This is a genomic window from Streptomyces sp. NRRL B-1347, assembly GCF_000720325.1.
In the GTDB taxonomy this organism is placed as follows: Bacteria; Actinomycetota; Actinomycetes; order Streptomycetales; family Streptomycetaceae; genus Streptomyces.
Window position 1 is genome coordinate 133,573 of record NZ_JOJM01000001.1, and the last position, 19,316, is coordinate 152,888.

General features: G+C 69.0%; 10 protein-coding genes. 6 read left to right on the plus strand and 4 right to left on the minus strand.

What is annotated here, in order from left to right; genetic code table 11:
- Window positions 1-125: 125 nt before the first annotated feature.
- Complete coding sequence (locus IG74_RS0100645; RefSeq protein WP_030667684.1) at window positions 126-1,709, minus strand: alpha/beta hydrolase; 1,584 nt, start codon at window positions 1,707-1,709, stop codon at window positions 126-128.
- A 144-nt stretch (window positions 1,710-1,853) separates the two neighbouring features.
- Window positions 1,854-2,900: an Rv2578c family radical SAM protein gene (locus IG74_RS0100650; protein ID WP_030667687.1), complete on the minus strand. Its 1,047-nt coding sequence runs from the start codon at window positions 2,898-2,900 to the stop codon at window positions 1,854-1,856.
- Window positions 2,901-3,057: 157 nt separating this feature from the next.
- On the opposite strand from IG74_RS0100650, the gene IG74_RS0100655 reads away from it, so the two are divergent.
- The 5 genes from IG74_RS0100655 (at window position 3,058) to IG74_RS51825 (ending at window position 10,866) form a co-directional block, all read left to right on the plus strand.
- Complete coding sequence (locus tag IG74_RS0100655) at window positions 3,058-3,501, plus strand: SRPBCC family protein (protein ID WP_030667690.1); 444 nt, start codon at window positions 3,058-3,060, stop codon at window positions 3,499-3,501.
- Window positions 3,502-3,925: 424 nt separating this feature from the next.
- Complete coding sequence (locus tag IG74_RS0100660) at window positions 3,926-6,343, plus strand: MFS transporter (protein WP_030667693.1); 2,418 nt, start codon at window positions 3,926-3,928, stop codon at window positions 6,341-6,343.
- A 226-nt stretch (window positions 6,344-6,569) separates the two neighbouring features.
- A complete protein-coding gene (locus tag IG74_RS0100665) occupies window positions 6,570-9,008 on the plus strand; it encodes a SpoIIE family protein phosphatase (RefSeq protein WP_030667695.1) in 2,439 nt (812 codons plus the stop codon).
- A 220-nt stretch (window positions 9,009-9,228) separates the two neighbouring features.
- Complete coding sequence (locus IG74_RS0100670) at window positions 9,229-9,984, plus strand: class I SAM-dependent methyltransferase (RefSeq protein WP_030667696.1); 756 nt, start codon at window positions 9,229-9,231, stop codon at window positions 9,982-9,984.
- A 708-nt stretch (window positions 9,985-10,692) separates the two neighbouring features.
- Window positions 10,693-10,866, plus strand: a complete 174-nt coding sequence (locus tag IG74_RS51825) for a hypothetical protein (RefSeq protein WP_158857367.1) — start codon at window positions 10,693-10,695, stop codon at window positions 10,864-10,866.
- Window positions 10,867-11,066: 200 nt separating this feature from the next.
- On the opposite strand, the gene IG74_RS54585 is transcribed toward IG74_RS51825, so the two are convergent.
- Window positions 11,067-11,513, minus strand: a complete 447-nt coding sequence (locus IG74_RS54585; RefSeq protein ID WP_420709846.1) for a DUF5958 family protein — start codon at window positions 11,511-11,513, stop codon at window positions 11,067-11,069.
- A 371-nt stretch (window positions 11,514-11,884) separates the two neighbouring features.
- Here IG74_RS54585 and IG74_RS51830 point away from each other — a divergent pair, with 371 nt between their 5' ends.
- Complete coding sequence (locus IG74_RS51830) at window positions 11,885-12,100, plus strand: hypothetical protein (protein WP_158857369.1); 216 nt, start codon at window positions 11,885-11,887, stop codon at window positions 12,098-12,100.
- 688 nt (window positions 12,101-12,788) lie between these two features.
- Here IG74_RS51830 and IG74_RS0100680 read toward each other — a convergent pair.
- Window positions 12,789-19,244: an RHS repeat domain-containing protein gene (locus IG74_RS0100680; protein ID WP_051854412.1), complete on the minus strand. Its 6,456-nt coding sequence runs from the start codon at window positions 19,242-19,244 to the stop codon at window positions 12,789-12,791.
- Between the last annotated feature and the right edge of the window lie 72 nt (window positions 19,245-19,316).

Genomic DNA, 19,316 nt, shown 5'->3' on the forward strand with positions numbered 1-19,316 from the left:
GGTCTGACAACGCCCTCGGCGCAGTGGTGCGGGCCGTATCGGAAGGTCCGGTTCCGCAAGCCTGCCGGGGCTCCGGACCAGGTGGCGCGCCGGGCTCGGGATCAGCCGGCGCGCCGGGCTCGGGATCAGCTGCGGAAGCCGAGCAGCCCGTGCAGTTCGGCGCCCCGCGCCGCCTTGCCCGTGGGCTGCGCGCGCCGCGGCTTCGGATCGGGCAGTGCCTTGCACACGGCGTCGACCTCGCCGCCGCTGCTCGGTACCTCGCCCTTGTCCAAGTACTTCGCCAAGTACCGGTCCAGGCAGGCGTTCCCGCTCAGGGTGACCCCGTGGTTGCCGCCGCCCCACTCCACCACGAGGCGTGAGCCGCGCAGCTTGCGGTGCATCGTGATCGCGCCTTCGTAGGGGGTCGCCGCGTCGTCCGTCGCCTGGAAGAGCAGCACCGGTGGCAGCGCGGAGTTGCGGACGTCCGTCGGGCGCAGCGCGGCGGTCGGCCAGAACGCGCACGGTGCGTTGTACCAGGCGTTGTTCCAGGTCATGAAGGGCGCCTTCGCGTACACCGCCCAGTTGTCCTCGCGCCACCGGTCCCAGTCGCGCGGCCACGCCGCGTCCCGGCACTGCACGGCCGCGTACACCGAGTAGCCGTTGTCGCCCGCCGCGTCCACGGCGCCCAGGCTCTCGTAGGCCTTCACCAGCGGGCCGGTGCGCCCGTGGCGCGCGTAGGCGGCGAACGCCTCGGCGAGCAGCGGCCAGTAGCCGTTGTAGTAGCCGCCCGGCAGGTAGGTGTCCTCCAGCTCGGCGGCGCCGACCTTCTTGCCCGCGGGCTTCTTGGCGACGGCGGCGCGCAGGGCGTACCACTTCGCCTCGATCTTCGCGGGGTCCTTGCCGAGCTTGTACGCCGTGTGGTGCTTGGCCACCCAGGCGAAGAACGCCTTGTGGCGGGCGTCGAACGCGAAGTCCTGGCCGAGGTTGGCCTCGTACCAGACGGCCGTCGGGTCGACCACTGAGTCGAGCACCATGCGGCGCACGCGGTCGGGGAAGAGCCGTGCGTAGACGGCGCCCAGATAGGTGCCGTACGAGTACGAGAAGTAGTTGATCTTCCGGGCGCCGAGCGCCGCCCGGATCGCGTCGATGTCCTTGGCGGCGCTGACGGTGTCGATGTACGGCAGCACGTGCGCGTACTTCTTGGCGCACGCCTTGGCGAACGCCTGCACCCGGCGCAGGTTCGCGCTCTCCAGGGCGGGCGTCGCCGGCACCGAGTCGGGCCGGACCGGGGCGGCGTGCCCGGGGCGGCAGTTGAGCGCGGGGCTGCTGCGGCCGACGCCGCGCGGGTCGAAGCCGATGACGTCGTACTGCGCGGCCACCTTCTTGGGCAGGGACGCGGCGACGGCTCCGGCCATCGTCAGGCCGCTGCCGCCGGGGCCGCCCGGGTTGACCAGGAGGGGCCCCTGGTACGTCTTCGCGGTGTGCCGCACGCGCGAGAGGGCGAGCGTGATCTGCTGCCCGTGCCGGTGGTCGTGGTCGAGCGGCACCTTCAGGGACGCGCACTCCAGACGTGGGTGGTCGGGCGTCGCGCACTTCTTCCACACGAGGGTCTTCGGGGTGTGCGGGGTGCGCACGGTCCGTGAGTCGGTGCCCGCGGCGGAGGGCACCGCCGCGACGAGACCGGCCACCAGGGCGGCGATGCCGCACAGAGAGACGGCGCTTCTTCTCATCGAGCCTCCCGGGACGGAGGGTTCGGGGCCGTGCGGCCCACGACCCCCGCCGCATGGTCCCGGAAACGCCGCCCGGAAGAAGCCGTTCTGGAGAGAAATGACCTGAAAGGAGCACGGTGTGAACGAGTGCGCCCCGGCCGCCGGTCACAGCAGCGTGAGCTGCGTGGCGCCCGGTGCGGACGGGCCCTCCTGGGGTGCCTGCCGGAGCGCGCGGATGCGGCGCGCGGCACCCGCGCGCGTGGGGCCGATGCCGAACTCCTCGGCCAGCTCGTGCACGTGGCGGGTGATCCGGCGCTGGTACCACTTGGGGGCGTAGGCGCCCTCCGCGTACAGGCGCTCGTAGCGCCGCACCAGATGCGGGTGGTGGTGGCCCAGCCACTCCATGAACCACTCGCGCGCGCCGGGGCGCAGATGCAGGACGAGCGGCGTCACCGACGTCGCCCCGGCCTCGGCGATCGCCCGCACGGTGGCGCGCAGCTGGTCCGGGTGGTCGCCCAGGAAGGGGATCACCGGCGCCATCAGGACGCCGCAGCCGATGCCGTGCCCGGTGAGCGTGCGCACGACCTCCAGGCGCCGCCCGGGGGCCGGCGTGCCCGGCTCCACCGTGCGCCACAGGGTCTCGTCCAGGAAGCCGACGGACACCGAGATGCCGACGTCGGTCACGGCCGCGGCCTGCCGCAGCAGGTCCAGGTCGCGCAGGATCAGGGTGCCCTTGGTGAGGATCGAGAACGGATTCGCGTGATCGCGCAGGGCCTCGATGATGCCGGGCATCAGCCGGTAGCGGCCCTCCGCGCGCTGGTAGCAGTCCACGTTCGTGCCCATCGCGATGTGCTCGCCGTGCCAGAGGGGCGAGGCCAGCTGGCGGCGCAGCAGGTCGGGCGCGTTCACCTTCACGACGATCTGGCTGTCGAAGCCGAGCCCGGTGTCGAGGTCCAGATAGCTGTGCGTCTTGCGCGCGAAGCAGTACACACACGCGTGCGTGCAGCCCCGGTAGGGGTTGACCGTCCACTCGAAGGGCATGCGGGAGGCCCCGGGCACGCGGTTCACGATCGTCCTGGCCCGGATCTCGTGGAAGGTGATCCCACGGAACTCGGGCGTGTCGAAGGTCCGGGTGGTCACCGCGTCCGCGCCGAACAGCGCGGCGTCCGCGGTGCCCCGGCGCGGCCCGTCGGACAGGTTCTCCCAGCGCATGACGCCTCCTCGGTAGCACTGGTCACAGAATAGAACACATGTTCCCTTGATCGTGCGGACGTCACCCCCGACCTGAGGGGGACCCGATTTGGGGCGCCGCCGCACGGGGTGGTTGGGTGACGGTCGAACCCTTGAGACACCAACTGGAGGAAGTGCCATGGCGCAGGTCGAGGCGACCACGGAGCGGATCATCACGGCGCGGCCGGAGGACGTCTTCGATGCGCTCGCCGACTACAGCGGCACGCGCGAGAAGGTCCTGTCCGAGCACTTCAGCGAGTACGAGGTGCGTGAGGGCGGCGACGGCGAGGGCACCCTCGTCCACTGGAAGCTCCAGGCCACCAGCAAGCGCGTCCGCGACTGTCTGCTCGAGGTGAGCGAGCCCACCGACGGCGAGCTGGTCGAGAAGGACCGCAACTCGTCCATGGTCACCACCTGGCGCGTGACCCCCGCGGGTGAGGGCAAGGCGCGCGTGGCCGTCTCCACGGTGTGGAACGGCGCGGGCGGCATCGGCGGCTTCTTCGAGAAGACCTTCGCCCCCAAGGGCCTCGCCCGCATCTACGACGCCGTCCTCGAGAACCTCGCCACCGAGGTCGAGAAGTAGCCGCAGCGGGAAGCGGTCGGATCATCGGGAAGCAGCCGGATCATGGGGAAGCGGCCGAATCGAGGAATCAGTCGATTCGAGGAGTAGCCGAAGCCGAGACCGGCCGGGGCGTCGACGGGCAGTCGGGGCCGCACGGCCGGGCTTGAGGAGCGGCGGCGAGAAATCGCCTCACCCGGCAGGGGAGTTGGGGCCGGTGCGACACGGAGCCGTGTCGCACCGGCCCCAACTCCCGTTTAAGCCATCAGGGTTGTTCGCACGCTCACCGTTTCGAGTGGTTTCCGGCGCGGGCCGGTGGTGCGCCGTAGGGCTCCCACCGGCGCTTACGTGCGCCGGTGCACCTCTCGGGGGGACTCGTCGCGCTTGCTCGCAGTTGTCGCGTAATGCGAGAAATGGGCGGCGCAGGCGTGACTGAGGGGAGCAGCAGGTGGGCGGGACGACGCTGGCGATGAGCGCGGAGCACGGCGAACGGGCGGACACCCGGGCCCCGGCGGCCGACACGGCGCAGGAACCACCTCCCCCGGAAGCCTGGGGGCCAACCCCGCGGGAATTGAGCCCCGCCCGGGTGCGCATGGTCTTCTTCGCCCTGATGCTGGCCCTACTACTCGCCGCACTTGAGCAGATGATCGTGGCCACCGCCCTGCCGAAGATCGTCGGCGAGCTGCACGGCCTGGACCGAATGTCGTGGGCGATCACCGCGTATCTGCTCACATCCACCGTCGGCCTGCCCATCTACGGCAAGCTCGGCGACCTCTTCGGCCGCAAGGGCGTCTTCCAGTTCGCGATCGTCGTCTTCGTGATCGGCTCCGCGCTCGCGGGCTGGTCGCGGACCATGGACCAGCTCATCGCCTTCCGCGCCCTCCAGGGCGTCGGTGCGGGCGGCCTGATGATCGGCGTCCAGGCGATCATGGCGGACATCGTGCCCCCACGCGCGCGGGGGCGCTACATGGGCGTGATCGGGGCCGCCTTCGGCCTCGCGTCCGTCGCGGGCCCGCTGCTCGGCGGGTTCTTCACCGACCACGTCTCCTGGCGCTGGTGCTTCTACTTCAACGTGCCGTTCGGCCTGGTCACCCTGGTCGTCGTCACGCTCGTGCTCAAGCTCCCCAAGCCCGCCGCGAGGGGGCGCCTCGACGTGCTCGGCGCGCTGTTCCTCACGGCGGCGTCCACCTGTCTGGTCCTCCTGACGAGCTGGGGCGGCACCGAGTACGCCTGGGGCTCGCGCGTCATCCTGGGGCTCGCCGCGGGGGCGGTCGTGGCGACCGCGCTCTTCCTGGTGGTCGAACGGTTCGCGGCAGAACCGATCATCCCGCTCCGCCTGTTCCGTGATTCCGTCTTCAACATCACGGGTCTTGTAGGGCTCGTTGTGGGCATCGCCCTCTTCGGAGCGGCCAGTTACCTGCCGACGTTCCTTCAGATGGTCGACGGCGCGAGCGCCACGGAATCCGGGCTCCTCATGCTGCCGATGATGGGCGGTGTCGTCGGCGCGTCGATCGTCGCCGGACAGCTCATCAGCCACACCGGGCGCTACCGGATCTACCCCGTCCTCGGCGGCGTCCTGTCGGTGATCGGCATGTACCTGCTCTCGCGCCTGGAAGCCGATACGCCACGGCTGCACTACAGCCTCTGGATGGCCATCCTCGGCGCGGGCGTCGGCCTCGTCATGCCCGTGCTGATCCTCGCCGTGCAGAACGCCGTACCGCCCGCCGACCTCGGCACCGCCACCAGCGCCAACAACTACTTCCGGCAGATCGGCGGCAGCGTCGGTGCCGCCGTGTTCGGCACGCTCTTCGCGAACCGGCTCACCGACGCGCTGGCCGACCGGCTGCCCGACACCGCCGGTCTGCCGGACCCCGAATCGATCACCCCGCAGGTCGTCCACGTGATGCCCGCCCACCTGCGCGAGGGCTACATCCAGGCGTACGCGGACGCGATGCCCCGGATCTTCCTCTACCTGGTGCCGGTGCTCGTCCTCGGCCTGCTGTTCGCCTTCTTCCTCAAGGAGACCCCCCTGTTGTCCAGTGCCGCGTCCACGAACGCCTCCCTCGCCGAGCCTCCGGTCATCCCCGAGGCCCGCTCCCCGTACGTCGCCGGAGTGCCCGTCTGCGGCACCGTGCAGCACCCCGACGGCACCGTCGTGCCCCGCGCCGCCCTGACGCTCATCGATGTCGCGGGCCAGCAGATCGGCCGGGGCGCGAGCGGCGACGACGGGCGGTACGCGCTCGCCACCCCCGGGTCCGGATCGTTCGTGCTGATCGCGGCGGCAGGCGGGCACCAGCCGCAGGCCGTCACCGTCACCGTGGGCGAGCGGCCCGTGGAGCTCGACGTCGTGCTCGGCGGCGCCGGACGGCTCGCCGGGACCGTGCGCACCGCCGACGGCACGCCCGTACGGGACGCCGCCGTGACCCTCACCGACGTCCGCGGCGATGTCGTCGCCACGGCCCGCAGCGGACGCGAGGGCGGCTATGTGATCACGGAGCTGGTGGCCGGTGAGTACACGCTCGCCGCGAGCGCCCCGGCGTTCCGGCCCGCGGCCCTGCCCGTCAGCGTGCAGGCCTCCCGGGAGACCCGCCAGGACATCGAGCTCGCCGGCGGCGCCGTGCTGCGCGGCACCGTGCGGGCCAGCGGCGGCCGGCCCGTCGAGGACGCGCGCGTGACGCTCCTGGACGCCGCGGGCAACGTCGTCGACACGCTCACCACCGGCGTGGACGGCACGTTCCGGTTCATCGACCTGTCGTCCGGCGAGTACACGGTGATCGCGGCGGGTTACCCGCCGGTCGCCACGGTGCTCCAGGTCGCCGGTGGCGGTCGCACGGAGCGGGACCTGCAACTGGGCCACGAGGACTGACCGGGCCGACCCGACCGGCCGACTGACCGGGCCGACCCGACCGACTGACCGGACCGACTGGGTCGGGCGGGTCGGGCAGGCCGGGGCGGGCGGACCGCGAGGACCGGACAGTATCGCTCTCCGCGCGGTCAATTCGCGCAAGGCGGCGCGTGGCAACCCGTCCCGGTCGTACGGTGGTTGAGGGGCGGTGCAGATCTTGCCGCGCCGTTGGGAAGGAGCCTTGGCCATGGAGCGTGGGACCCCGGACGGCGGGACCGCGGCGCACAGCGCCGTGTCCGGCCGCATCCCCCTGGCCGTGGTCGTCATCGACGGCGCCGGTCTCGTCTCCCACTGGAGCACCGGCGCACGCCGTCTGTTCGGCTACGCCAAGGACGACGCCGTGGGCCACCCGGCGGGCGACCTGCTGCCCGTCTCCGGCGCGCTGCCGCCGCAGGACGGGACGCGCTACGGCACGTACGACGCCCTGGGGCCCGACCTGGGCAACTCCCTGGACGGGCACATCTCCTACCCGGCCGCGGGCCGCGCCCGGCTGACGCCGTCGGCGAGCGGCGGCGGCCACGGCGAGCGCGTCGACGTCCTGTGGTGGGCCTATCCGCTGGTCGGCCCCGGCCCGGAGCGGATGCTCGTGCTCGCCGCGGACGCGGCCCGGCTCGCCCGCGCCGACGCCGCGGACCGCGCCCATGTGGAGCGCATAGCGCCGGGGTTCGCGCTGCACACCGACTTCCCCGGAGCGGACGATCTCGCGGGGCGGCTCCCGGAGATCCTGCCCAGCATGAGCGTGGCCGAGAGCGCCCGCATCGTGTCGCAGATCCTGGAACTGGGCTATCCGGTCCTCGAGTTCAGCCAGCACGACCGGGTGCCCGTCACGCCGGACTGGGGCGTGGCGCGCCGGACCGAGCGGCAGGCGCGCAAGCAGCGTGCGGCCGAGGCGGCCGCCGCCGGACTCGCGCCGGGCCCGGCGGCCGCGGACGACGCCGAGGACCTGGAGTACGCGGCGGTCCGCGAACACCTGGAGTTCCTGAACGAGGTGAGCGCGCGCATCGGCTCCTCCCTCGACCTGTCCCGCACCATCCAGGAGGTCAGCAAGGCGGTCGTGCCGCGCTTCACCGATGTCGCGGGCACGTATCTGCGCGAGCAGGTCGTCGCGGGCGAGGGCTTCCCCGAAGGCGTGCCGGACGAGACCACGCTGTGGCACCGCGTCGCCGTGGAGCACACCGACGAGCCGGGCCGCTGGGACGACGTCGTGCCCGTCGGCGAGTCCATGCCGTTCCCCGCGCACACGCCGTTCTTCCAGTGCATGACGTCGGGCGATCCCGTGCTCGTGCCGCGCATCACCGAGGAGATGGGCAACGCCATCGCCTCGCAGTTCGAGAAGCGCGACATCCGGCCGCTCATCAACCACCGCTCCATGCTGATCGTGCCCCTGAAGGCACGCAACGTGGTGCTCGGCTTCATGATCCTGCTGCGCCACCGGGAGCGGCCCGTCTTCAACGACATGGACCGCGTGACCGGCGCAGAACTGGCCGCCCGCGCGGGCCTCGTACTGGACAACGCGCGCATGTACACCTACCAGGAGTCGGTCGCCGACACCCTCCAGGACAGCATGCTGCCGCACATCGCGTCCCGGATGTCCGGCTGCGACATCGCCACCCGCTATCTGCCGGGCACCCTGCTCGGCCGGGTCGGCGGCGACTGGTTCGACTCCGTGAAGCTGCCCGGCGCGCGGACGGCGCTCGTCGTCGGTGACGTCATGGGCCACGGCCTGAACTCGGCCGCGATGATGGGCCAGTTGCGCACCGCCGTGCAGACGATGGCCGCGCTCGACCTGCCGCCCGCCCAGCTCCTGCGGAACCTGGACGACCTCGCGCAGCGGCTCGGCGAGCACTACCTGGCGACGTGCCTGTACGCGGTGTACGACCCCATCGCGGGCGATCTGCACCTGGCGAACGCGGGCCACATCCCGCCCGTCCTGGTACGGGCCCGCTCCGGCCGCAGCGAGCTCCTCGACCTGCCGACCGGGGCGCCCATAGGAGTCGGCGGCGTGCCCTTCGAGTCCGTCCGGGTCCGGGTCGCGCCCGGTGACCGGCTGCTGATGTGCACCGACGGGCTCGTCGAGGTGCGCGGCGAGGACATCGGCGTCGGCCTCGCCACGCTCGTCGAGTCCGCGGCCCACCCCGCCGCCTCCATGGACGCGGCCTGCGACACGATCATCCGCGCGCTCAACACCCGGGGCGGGCGCAAGGACGACGTGGCCCTGCTGATGGCCCGGCTGAACGGCGTCGCCTCCGAGGACGTCGGGCACTGGCGGCTCGCGGCCGACCCCTCCGAGGTCAGCAGGGCCCGCGACCTGGTGCGCCGCCAGCTGCGCGACTGGGGCCTGGACGCCCTGGAGGACACGGCGACCCTGCTGGTCAGCGAGCTCGTCACCAACTCCGTACGGCACACGCGCGGTGGCCGCATCGGGCTGCGCCTGGTCCGCTCCGGTCGGGTCCTGTGCGAGGTCGACGACGAGGACCCGTCGCTGCCGACGCTCCTGAACGCCGGGCCCGGCGATGAGTTCGGGCGCGGCCTGCGCATCGTCACCCGGCTCGCCAAGGAGTGGGGCACGAGCAGCGGCAGCTCCGGCAAGACGGTCTGGTTCGAACTGGAGTCGCCGCGCCGGTAGCCCCACACGGGGCGCGCGCCGCGGGCCGCGCCCCGTCACTCGTGCCGGTACGCGGGCACACGCCCGGGGAACACGTATCGAAAGCGCCGTGAAGGTGCGCGCGTGTGGCTTGTCGAGCGCCCCCCTGAGCGGTAGACCGATCTTGTCGTCGCATTGCGGCGGCACCGGTCGCACCGGCCACCCGCGTCCGTCGCACCGGTCACACCCTGGGGAGCTGGGCATGAGCGTCACGAGTCGGTACCGGGAAGCGTGGGAGGGCTTCTGGAGCGAGGCGCCCGAGGACGAGGGCGCCGTCTTCTGGGACGCCGAGCCCGCCCTGACCGTGGGCCTGCACCTGGCCCTGTTCGAGCCGCACGTGGCCGCGCCCGGCCTGCCGGTCGTCGACGTCGGCTGCGGCAACGGCACCCAGACCCGCTTCCTCGCCGACCGCTTCCCGCGCGTCCTCGGCCTCGACCTCTCGGCCGCCGCGATCGCGCACGCCCGGCGCTCGGACCCCGCGGGGCAGGCCGAGTACCGGCAGCTCGACGTGGCGGAGAAGAGCACCGCCGAGCAGCTCCACGCGGAACTCGGCGACGTGAACGTGTACATGCGGGGCGTGCTGCACCAGTGCGAGCCCGACGACCGGCAGCCCCTCGCCGACTCCCTCGCGGCGCTCATCGGCGAGCGCGGCCGGGTCTTCGTCGTCGAGCTGGCCGAGGCGGCGCGGCCGGTCCTGGCCGGTCTCGCCCAGAGCCCGGGCGGCCCGCCGCCCAAGCTGGCACCGGTCTTCGCCCATGGCCTCACGCCCGGCAAGGTCTCCGACGCGGCGCTCCTCGACCACGTCCACGCGGCGGGCCTGACCATCCTCGCCAGCGGGGAACTTCCGCTGTCCACGACCGAGTTCACATCCGACGGCACCCGCATCGAGCTGCCGTCCACCTGGCTGGTCGCGGGCCGCGCCGACTTTTCCACAGGAGCCAGTGGTCTGAACCAGTGAGAGTTATCCACAGGCCTGGCACGGGGTCGTCGCGACCGCGTACGGTTTCGAGGCATGAAGATCCTCATCTCTGAGGATCTTCATGGTGACCCGCGTTGATTCAAGATTTGGGGTGCTTGACAGGTCATTGGAGGCTGTTGAGATCCACTGGCGCCCATGGTGGAAGCTGTCAGAAGTGATGTCACCCTCAGGATCGCTTACGATCCGTGATCGTGGCTGGTCTGCGACGATCATGGGGCCATTCTCCTGGTCTGTACTGTGTGCGCTGCGGGCGATAAGGGCAGTCTGTGGCAGATATGCGTGGCGCACCTTGTGGCGGAGTCTGGATGTACGGCAGCCGCCCGGCCCCGGTTCGCCCGGAGCCAGAGGTGGTTTTCGTGCGTTCAGTGAGGGCTGTGGTGCGGGTCATCGGAGCGGTCACGCAGTCCGCCAAGCAGGAGCCATGCTGCGTGGTGTTCCGTGCCTGTGTTGTGGTGCTCCCGCCTCTCGTTCGGTTTCCCGACGAGTCGGCGAACCGAGATGAGGGCAGTCGTGGCTAGGCGAGGCGATCGGCCGGTCCTGCGGAGGGCGGGCCGCGCAGATCCACGTCGTGGCGCGAACGTGGGGCGAGTGCGTGACGTGTCAGCGCGACGAGCGTGTGATCACCATCATGGAGGGTGGGCCAATTGGCCCGACCAGCCCCCTCTGCGCTTTCAGCCCATCCTCTATATGGCCAGCCTTCGCTGCATCCACGACCTTGGGCGCTCCACCGCTGTCCTCCTGGAACAGGGTTATGATCCCGCCGCCACCAAGCGGCTCCTCGGGCACGCCCGCATCGGCGCCATCGCTGCCGTCCACGCCCCCGCGTGCGACCCCGCCTCCAACGCCAAGTCGACAGCCTGAGTGGCGCTCGGGGTGGCGCTGAGGAATTCCCTGGTGGTCCGCCCGCCGCGACGCTCGTCCGCTGAATTTACCGTGTGTCTTGCTGTCAGACGTCTGGGAGCCCTCGCAGAGTACAGATTCGGCGAGGGCTCCCAATTATCCCCGAATGAACTCACAAGTCCCTGGTGATTTCCCGTTCGACGGCCCAGAGATGTTGGCTCTTAGGGCAAGTTATGCCAGGCGTGGTTACAAGTTCCTCGGCACTCTGTTTCCCTTCGGCGTGTGTCGGCTACGACGAACGTGGACAAGAGTACGCGAATGGACTTCACGTACCCGCCAGGGGGCAGATTTATTATCTTCCCCATTTGTTCGAGAATCGGCTCTCGGACAATCAGTACTGCCGGGGTCATGGTCGGCCTGACGCCCGATCGCGCTAGCCCTTCACGTGCGTCGCCCACTGTTGCGTGGGCCTGCATGGCATAGCGAACAGCCTCGTGCAGGACAGCTTTCTGCTCAACCTGATCCAGCGATGAGAACCAGGCCGCAGCGTCGTCCAAGCTGCGAATCCCTTGGGTGACTTCGTTGACGATCCGTGCTGACGCTTGCAAGTCCTCACCTACTCCGGAGCTCGAATGCAACGTACGACTCGTTCCTGTCAAACTCCGCATTGTCTGGGCGGTTTGGATTGTAACTCTGCCAGAAGTCTCTGCCACGCCCAATCCCTTCACCGTTGCCCGTCCCTCTCGGTAGAGATTCTTGACGCTGTGGCGATTTCTGGACGGGCCGGACAGATGTAGTCCCAGTCTGATGCTGGGTTTGGTGTTCCGTTCGCGCGACTCCCGACCACGACGATTGACTGCCCGACTCTATCGGCGGCGTTCTGGATTCGCTTGGAGTTGTTCAGGCTGATGCCGGCTTCCGCTGCCGTTCTCAGTCTAGGTCCGCACCATCCATTGGAATTGTGGACCAGGACCGAAGTCTCGCCCGCCAGCACATAGTACGTGTGCAGGCCCCCGATGGTGAGGTTGTAGGTGCGCTGATGATCTCGGTGCTGATCATGACCATTCATCTTCCGGCCCTGGTGGCGTCACATTGCCAGCACCGAACCGCGCAGGTGGTCAGGGCTGTGGCAACGCTTGATCGGTCGGCAATCCTCTGTCGGGGCACGCCCGGCCAGCCCGGCGCCGACAAAGCACCATCCCTGGTCGACGATCGACACCGCGTGATCGAGGCGCCTCGGTCAGATATCTCGTGAGTCAGACCCCAACCCGGGACAGCACCCACCGATACGCCCAGCCCTCGGCAGGGCGCCGGTCGGCTCTGCAGTAGCAAAGACGGGTTGAGCATCAGAGTCCGTGGCATTGTGGCCGCGATTGTGTCGACGCACGACCGAAGCCGCGGCGGCCGCCCTCTGGAAGTTCTCCTGTTCCACAACATGAGACTGGGCGCAACAACGTCACGAATGCACGGGAGCCTTGCTGATATGAAATCAGCAAGGCTCCCATATTCATCTCATAAAGAGTTTTCTAGATTCGATAAACCCTGAACGGATAAATGGCACTGCTGGCGCTCTCAACTGTCCGCAGATGGCATGCCCCAAGAGGATCCCAAAGTCCCCCTTATCGTCCTGGCGATGATCCGTAGGTCATTCCATTGAGTTGCTACTTCGAGAGCGTTATCCGACCAGATAGAGTCTGGTCCTTCGTTTACCGAATCCACTCCTCTGTTGACTGTCAGGAGTAGGAGATAATCCTCTCGTTCGAGTGAGCCATTGGCCACTCTGGCACGAGCCACATGCAGCACGTCATCGAACTGGAGCAAGAGCTCGTCAGCCCCCGTGCCCGACTCTTGCAAGTATGAAATTTGACGCTCCGGTGTTGCGCCGAGCAATCCCAGCACGTCCAGAGCCCATCGTCGAAATTCGACAGTACCCTTCGCGAAGCTCATCGGATAATACCTCCCAGATCTCCTTCAGGTCCTACGACTCGCCAATAGGCGCCGGGGCCGTGATGGCCACCACCAGGGTTCCATCTGAGCATCCGTCCAGTCGGATCGCCGCGACTTGTGTACTCGCGAACTACCCAGCCGCCACCAGAATTGCGCCCTCTTCCCAGCCCTTCTTCCCTCCAACCCTTCTGGCCTGAAAAGAAGGGACGAACCTGATCAGGCTTAACACCTCCGCTCAAAGCCGAAGGCGTATCAAAGATGTCATCTGCAGAACGGATACCTGGGAGCCGTCCTGCCTTCTCGCTGAGGTCCCTGCGCAAGCGTTCACCACTGGCAGCACTCGAGGGGCAGTCCGGATCACATTCGGAGGGCGCGCCCTTCTTGGCTCTCCCGGCTACCCCTTCCGCTTTCTTCGCTTTCTTGATGGCCTTGGCAATGGCCTTGGCTGATGCTTTGAACATCTTGCCGAACGGAATGACTTCCGCGCCAGTAACGCCACAGTCCCAGTTGGCTCCGGGATTATCCCAGCACCCCTTTGCTGAATCTACGTCAGGAGTGACCAGATCCTTAAGGTCGCTGAAGAACTGCTTCGGAGTCGGCGGCTTGGGGAACGGGATCGGATTGAAGGGGAACCCGAACTCCGTTTGGGTCATCCGGCCGCCACCGCCGCCGGTGTACAGGGCGTTGCTGGTGGATCCGCTGCCGCCCCAATAGCCGCCGCCGATGTTTCTGCCACCGCCACCGCCACCGCCCCCGCCGAAGCTGGGGCTAGCGCTGCTGTCCGAGCGCTGGGAGCGGAAGTAGGAGACGGCGTTGTTGTAGAGCTTCTTCGCCGACCGCATCAGATCGATCACGCCGAGCATCGAGAACTGGCCCGTCGCATCGGAATACACCAGCGGGCTGTTGTTGCCGTAGGCGTAGCCGTTCATCTGCTGTGGGTCCGTCAGGTCCATGATGGGGTCGACGGAGATGAAGCGGCCGGTGGTGGGGTCGTATTCGCGGGCGCCGAGGTGGATCAGGCCGGTGGAGGCCGTGTCGTCGGTGCCGCCGACGAACGTCTTCGTGCCGGGCCAGGCCTTGGGCTGCTCGCCGCGCGGGCCGCCGAAGGGCAGCGTGCGGCGCTGGTTCAGCTTCAGGTCCGCGCCCGCGATGGAGAGCTGGCCGGTGCCCTGGTGGTCGGCGGTGGTGAAGGTGACCGTGCCGTCGTCAGCGGTGACGGCCTCGTGTCCGCCGCCCAGGGGGGTGTAGCGGGTGGCCTTGGCCTTGGAGGCGCCCTTGGGGAGGGTGACTTCGGTGTGGCCGAGGTAGAGGGTGGTCTCCGTCGGGGTGCGGGCGATCAGACGGTTGCCGTTGGTGTCGTAGAGGTACTCCGTGGTCTTGGTCTTGGCCTTGCGGTTCCCACTGGCATCCGGTTCGGTGACCTTGGCCAGGTGGCCCTCGGCGTCCCAGGTCAGCTTCTGGGTGTCGCCGCGCAGGGTGCGGGTGGTGGTGTTGCCGGTCGCGTCGTAGCCGTAGGAGTCCTTGGTGGCGGTCCCGCCGGGCTGCTGAGTGGTGACCGAGGTCAGGGCGTGCGGCTGCGAGGCACCCGGCTTGGGGTAGTCGTAGGTGCGCTTGGTGTCCTTGGCGTTGTCGCCGGTGGCGCCGCTGGTGTCGTGGAGGGTTTCGGTGAGGCGGTTGCCTGCCTTGTCGTAGGTGTAGGAGTGCCAGTACGGGGCCGGGCCGCCGACCTTGTCACCGACAGGGGCGGTGCCGCAGGCCTTGTCGCCCTGGGTCCACGCCTCCGTGAGGCGGCGCAGGTAGTCGTAGGTGAAGCACTGGGTGTCGGTACCGGTGCGCGAGACGTCCGAGACGGACAGGATGTTGCCCGCGTCGTCGTAGCGGTAGGTGTCGTGCTGGTCGACGCCCGGCTGGTCCTCGCGGTCGACGCGGGAGGTGGCCAGGCGCTGGGTGCCCCACTCGTAGGTGTTGGTGGCCCAGATCTTCTTGCCGCCGGAGGTGCCCAGCGTGTACTGGAGCGGCTTGCCCGTCAGGGAGTAGCTGGTGTCGGCCTTGAGGCCGTCGCCCAGAACGGACAGGGGGCGCAGGGTCTCCTTGTCGTAGGTGGTGTTGTAGCTGCCGCCGGGCAGGGAGCCGGCCTTGGAGTAGCTGATGCCTCCGACGAGTCCCGAGGTCAGGTACTGGGTGCCGGTCTGGTAGGTGCCGGCCAGCGCGCCTTCCTTCTCGGGGATCACCACGGCGGACTTCATCGGCCGGTAGAGGGAGTCGAGCATGGTGACCTTGGACGTGTACGCCGCCCCGTCCACGTAGCGCGTGGACTCGGCCAGCTGGCCCTTGGCCCCGTCGATGGTGTCGTAGACCCACTTCGCGCGCAGTTCGCCGGTGGGGCTGCCCTCACGCAGTTCGGTCGCACGGCCGAGGTTGTCGTAGACGTGGGACAGGACGGTCTCGCGGGCGTCTTCGGTCTTGGTGACCTGGCCGCGGTCGTCGTACGTGGTGGTCGTCTTGCCCTTGTCCGGGTCGTCGGTGCTTGTCTGACGGCCCATCTGGTCGTAGCCGTACGACCACGTGTTCCCGGCCGGGTCGGTGACCTTCTCGAGTTCGCCACGCGGTGTGTACGTATACCTCGTGGTGTCGAACTCCGCTTCGACGCTGCGCTTGTGGTGCTGACGCAGCTCTGTGGTCCGGCCGCGCGCGTCGGTGAGGGTGGTGGCGGCCGTGTCGCCTTCGGGCGGGATGACCGTGGTGCGGTCGCCGCCGTAGATGGTCTTGGTGGTGGCCAGGACCTTGCCGCCGTCACCGTTTCCGGCGATCTGACGCAGCTCGACCGGACGGCCCAGGCCGTCGTAGGTGGTGCGGGTCTGGGACTCGACGCTCAGCGCGTTGTCCGGCTTGAACAGGTCGCGGTTCGGGTTGCCCTCGGTGTAATAGGGGGCGAACGTCTTGGCAGCCAGGCCCCGTTCGTCGTAGAAGGTGTCGGAGAGGATGCGGCCGCCGTCCGGGCCGACCGCCTGGGACTGGCGCTCGCGCAGGAAGCCGTCGTAGATGGTGTACGAGGCGATCTGGCCGCCGTTGTTGTTCAGGGTCTGGGTGCGGACCGCGACCGGCTTGCCCTCGTCCACGAAGTACGTGAACTCGTGACTCGGGGTCTGGCTGGTGCGGCGGTCGGGCAGCCACACCTTGGACGAGCGGCCGAGCGCGTCGTAGCTCAGCTCGGTGCGCTTGCCGTTGGTGTCCACCGTGGCAGTCGGCTGACCGCGCAGCGGCTCCAGTTCCGTGACCGAAGTCTGCGCCGAGTCCGGATCGGCGGCCTTCGCCGGCGGCGTCGTCTCGGTGATTTTGGCCGCGAAGCCGGTGGCCGGGCTGTAACTGGTCGTGACGGTGCGGCCGTCCTTGCGCACGCTGCGGACAGGGTCGCCGCTGCCGGTGACCGTGACGTCAGCGGTCAGGTCGGTGGCCGTCAGCGGGCGTCCGTAGTCGTCGAACGTCGCGCCGGACTCCAGATAGGTGGCCTTGGAACCGTCGTGCTTCTTCAGCGTGGCGGTCGCCGTGACATCGCCCTTGGTCGGGGCCTCACCATAGGCACCGCCGTCGTAGGCGGTGCGTACGTCGGAGACCACGTCCTTGGCACGGTCCGGCTTGTCAGCGCACGCGCCCGTGACCGTCTCCACGCGCGACGGCAGCATCAGGATGTTCTTGTCGGCGTTGGTGGCGTACGTGGTGCGGGTGCACTGGTTGTCGGAAGCCGTGGTGCTGTCGCCGCGGTCGTCGACCTGCACGGGGCGGCCCGCGACGGTGTCGTACTCCGTCGAGACGGAGGTGGTGCGCCAGTCCTTGCCCGCGCCGTCGTCCAGCGAGGTCCAGGTCTTGCTGTGGGAGACACCGGTCAGGTTGGCGGTGACCGTGCCCCAGTCACGCACCTTCTTCGCCGTCTGGTGGTGCCAGGGGCGGTTCACGGTCTTGGACAGCACCTTGCCGCCCGGCCCTGAGTAGGCGACGGTCTTGTACTCAACACCGGCGGCCGACTCATGGTCGGTGATCGGGTCGCCCTCGTCCTCGCCGAGCTTGACGTCGACGGACTTGGTGCCGCCGGAGGGTTCCTTGCGGTCGCCGTCCATGCCGCGCAGGAAGTAGGAGTCCTGCTGCGTCTTCAGCGCGTCGCCGCCGCCCTGGCCGCCCGTCTTCACGCGGACGTGTCCGTAGCCGCGCCACTGGGACCAGGTCTTGAACTTCTTCTTCGTCAGACCGTCGTCATCGTCGTAGTGCCAGGCCGCGTCGCCCAGGTAGTCGTACGTCGTGACGGCGTCGGGAGCGCCACCGGTGCGGTCGGTGGTGGTCGTGGAGGTGACCACGTACTTGTTGAACCACTGCTTCTCGGGGTCGTCCCCCGAGTCTCCGCCGATGTACTGGGGGAAGCAGCGGGTGGTGTTGGACTGCGGGGTGGGCAGTGCGTCCCACTTGCACGCCGGGGCCGAGTAGTTGACGTCGACCTGGCCGCCGGACTCGTCGGCGATCGTGGACAGGCGGTCCTTGATGAACGGGGCGAACCCGTCGCCGATCTTGTCCAGGCGGTTTTCGAGCTGGGTGTAGGAGAAGGTGGTCCGCGGCAGCGTCACCGCGGGCTCGGCGGTGTGGCCGGTGCGCTCGACGGAACCGAGGAGCAACTGGTAGTCGACGTCTGCCTTGCCCCAGCGGTGGCGCAGCTTCCAGGAGTCGACCTTGCTGTACGTGTCACCCTTGAGGACCTGGGTGGTCACGCCCGTCAGGCGCTTGCGGGTGAAGAAGGACGGGGACAGGCGGCCCTTGTCGCACTTGCTGCCCGCCTTGCAGTTCAGGTCCCACGGCGTGTCGTACCAGTAGTAGGCGTCCTTCTCGATGTCCTTGCAGTCCGTCTTGCTGTCGACGATGCACCGCTCCGACGTGGTGAAGTCGACCTTGGCCAGCGGCTTGCCGCCGTACATGGAGGAGGACTTCAGGCCGTACTCGATGCGCTCGAGGGAGCCGCCGCGGGTGTAGGGAGTGTCGTCCTCGGCCTTGAGGTTGCGGCCGTAGGAGTTCTTCTCCTCGTCGTAGTAGTAGGCGATGGCGTTGCCGCGCGGATCGACGACGTAGTCGAGGTTCCAGCGCCAGGCCTGCTGGCACCAGGACTCGGCGAAGGAGTCCTTGTGGCAGGGCTCACCGCTGTCGTTGCCGAAGACCGGCACCGTCCACGCGGAGTTGGTGGCGGCCTTGCCGTCCTTCCAGCCGGGCAGGCGGTTGTAGCCGAAGTAGTACCGCACGCCCTCGGGGTCGGTCAGGCGCCAGTACTCGCCGTCGTCGTCACCGTTGCCGCGGTTGGTCGACGCGAGCTTCTTGATGCGGCTGCCGTCGTCCTGCTGGAACTTGAACTCGTCGTCCCCGGCCGGGACGAGCTCGCCGCCCTTGCCGTTGAACGTGATGAACGCGTTGTCGTAGTCCCAGCACTGGTCGCCGGGCTTGTTGCCGTCCGAGTTCTTCTGCCCGTCGTCGGCGCATCCCTTGTAGCGGCGCTCGATGTAGCCGGGCCACAGGTCGAAGCCGTCACCGACCCAGGAAGACTGGTTGTTCGTGTTGCCGGTGCGTCCGTCCATCGAGCCCGAGGAGTACGACAGGCCCACGTTCGGCTTCAGATCACCCGGTACTTCCGGTACCGGCATGTCGTACGACCAGGAGAAGTCACCGGTGCGCAGGTCCGTGTCCCACTTCGCTGACGGGGACAGCGAGGTCGCTTTGTAGTCGCTGTTCTTCCCGCCTTCCTCAGCGACCGCTGCCAGCACGGTCGGGCCGGAGGCGCGCAGGGTGACCGCGCTCGCGGTCAGGGTCTGCTTCTCGGTGTCGTTGACCGTGCGGACCGGCTTGCCGGTGCGGCACTTGTCCTTCGAGGGCGCGTCGAGGGCGCAGCCGGGCAGCTCGACCAGGGTGAGGCGGGAGGCGTAGCCGCCGCCGAAGGCCTCGGCGAAGCTGGAGTAGTCGACCTTCGTCTGGACCGTGCCGGCCTTGTCGGCCTTGCGGTCTCCGGATTCGAGGGTGAACAGCAGGCCCTTGACGCCTGCTCGTTCGGCTGCCTTGCGGCTCAGTACGCGGGCCTCGACGCCGCCGCTCGCGGCGGGGCTGGGCTTGGTCGCGCTACGACTGGCGGAGCGGGCGGCAGCGGCCTTCGGAGCGCCGACGGACAGGGGCAGCCCCTGGGCCTTCTTGGGTGCGCCAGCGGCCTTCGGCGCGGCATCCGGGACGGTCACCACGGCGGAGCCGGGGCGCGGCCACGCGGCCTTGGGCTTCCGCGAGGGCGTCGTCGGCCCGTGGTCTGTCTTGCGCGGCTCGGTCTTGGCGCCGTCGCGGCCCGCGACGGGCTTCTCCGCCGAGGGAAGCCCGGGACGTCCGCCGCTGTCTGCGGTCGCCGTGGAAGTGGTGGCTGCTTGCAGCAGCGTGCCCACCATCACAGCGGACACCGCCACTGCCACTCTTCGCCGTAGCCCCTTGTGGCCACGGCGTGGTCTGGATATGCCGTT

Coding starts and splice junctions, on each gene's coding strand:
- IG74_RS0100650 (WP_030667687.1), bottom strand. CDS start 2,900: ATGCGCTGGGAGAACCTGTCCGACGGGCCGCGCCGGGGCACCGCGGAC.
- IG74_RS0100670 (WP_030667696.1), top strand. CDS start 9,229: ATGAGCGTCACGAGTCGGTACCGGGAAGCGTGGGAGGGCTTCTGGAGC.
- IG74_RS0100680 (WP_051854412.1), bottom strand. CDS start 19,244: ATGGTGGGCACGCTGCTGCAAGCAGCCACCACTTCCACGGCGACCGCA.
- IG74_RS0100645 (WP_030667684.1), bottom strand. CDS start 1,709: ATGAGAAGAAGCGCCGTCTCTCTGTGCGGCATCGCCGCCCTGGTGGCC.
- IG74_RS51830 (WP_158857369.1), top strand. CDS start 11,885: ATGATCTCGGTGCTGATCATGACCATTCATCTTCCGGCCCTGGTGGCG.
- IG74_RS54585 (WP_420709846.1), bottom strand. CDS start 11,513: ATGCGGAGTTTGACAGGAACGAGTCGTACGTTGCATTCGAGCTCCGGA.
- IG74_RS0100665 (WP_030667695.1), top strand. CDS start 6,570: ATGGAGCGTGGGACCCCGGACGGCGGGACCGCGGCGCACAGCGCCGTG.
- IG74_RS0100655 (WP_030667690.1), top strand. CDS start 3,058: ATGGCGCAGGTCGAGGCGACCACGGAGCGGATCATCACGGCGCGGCCG.
- IG74_RS51825 (WP_158857367.1), top strand. CDS start 10,693: ATGGCCAGCCTTCGCTGCATCCACGACCTTGGGCGCTCCACCGCTGTC.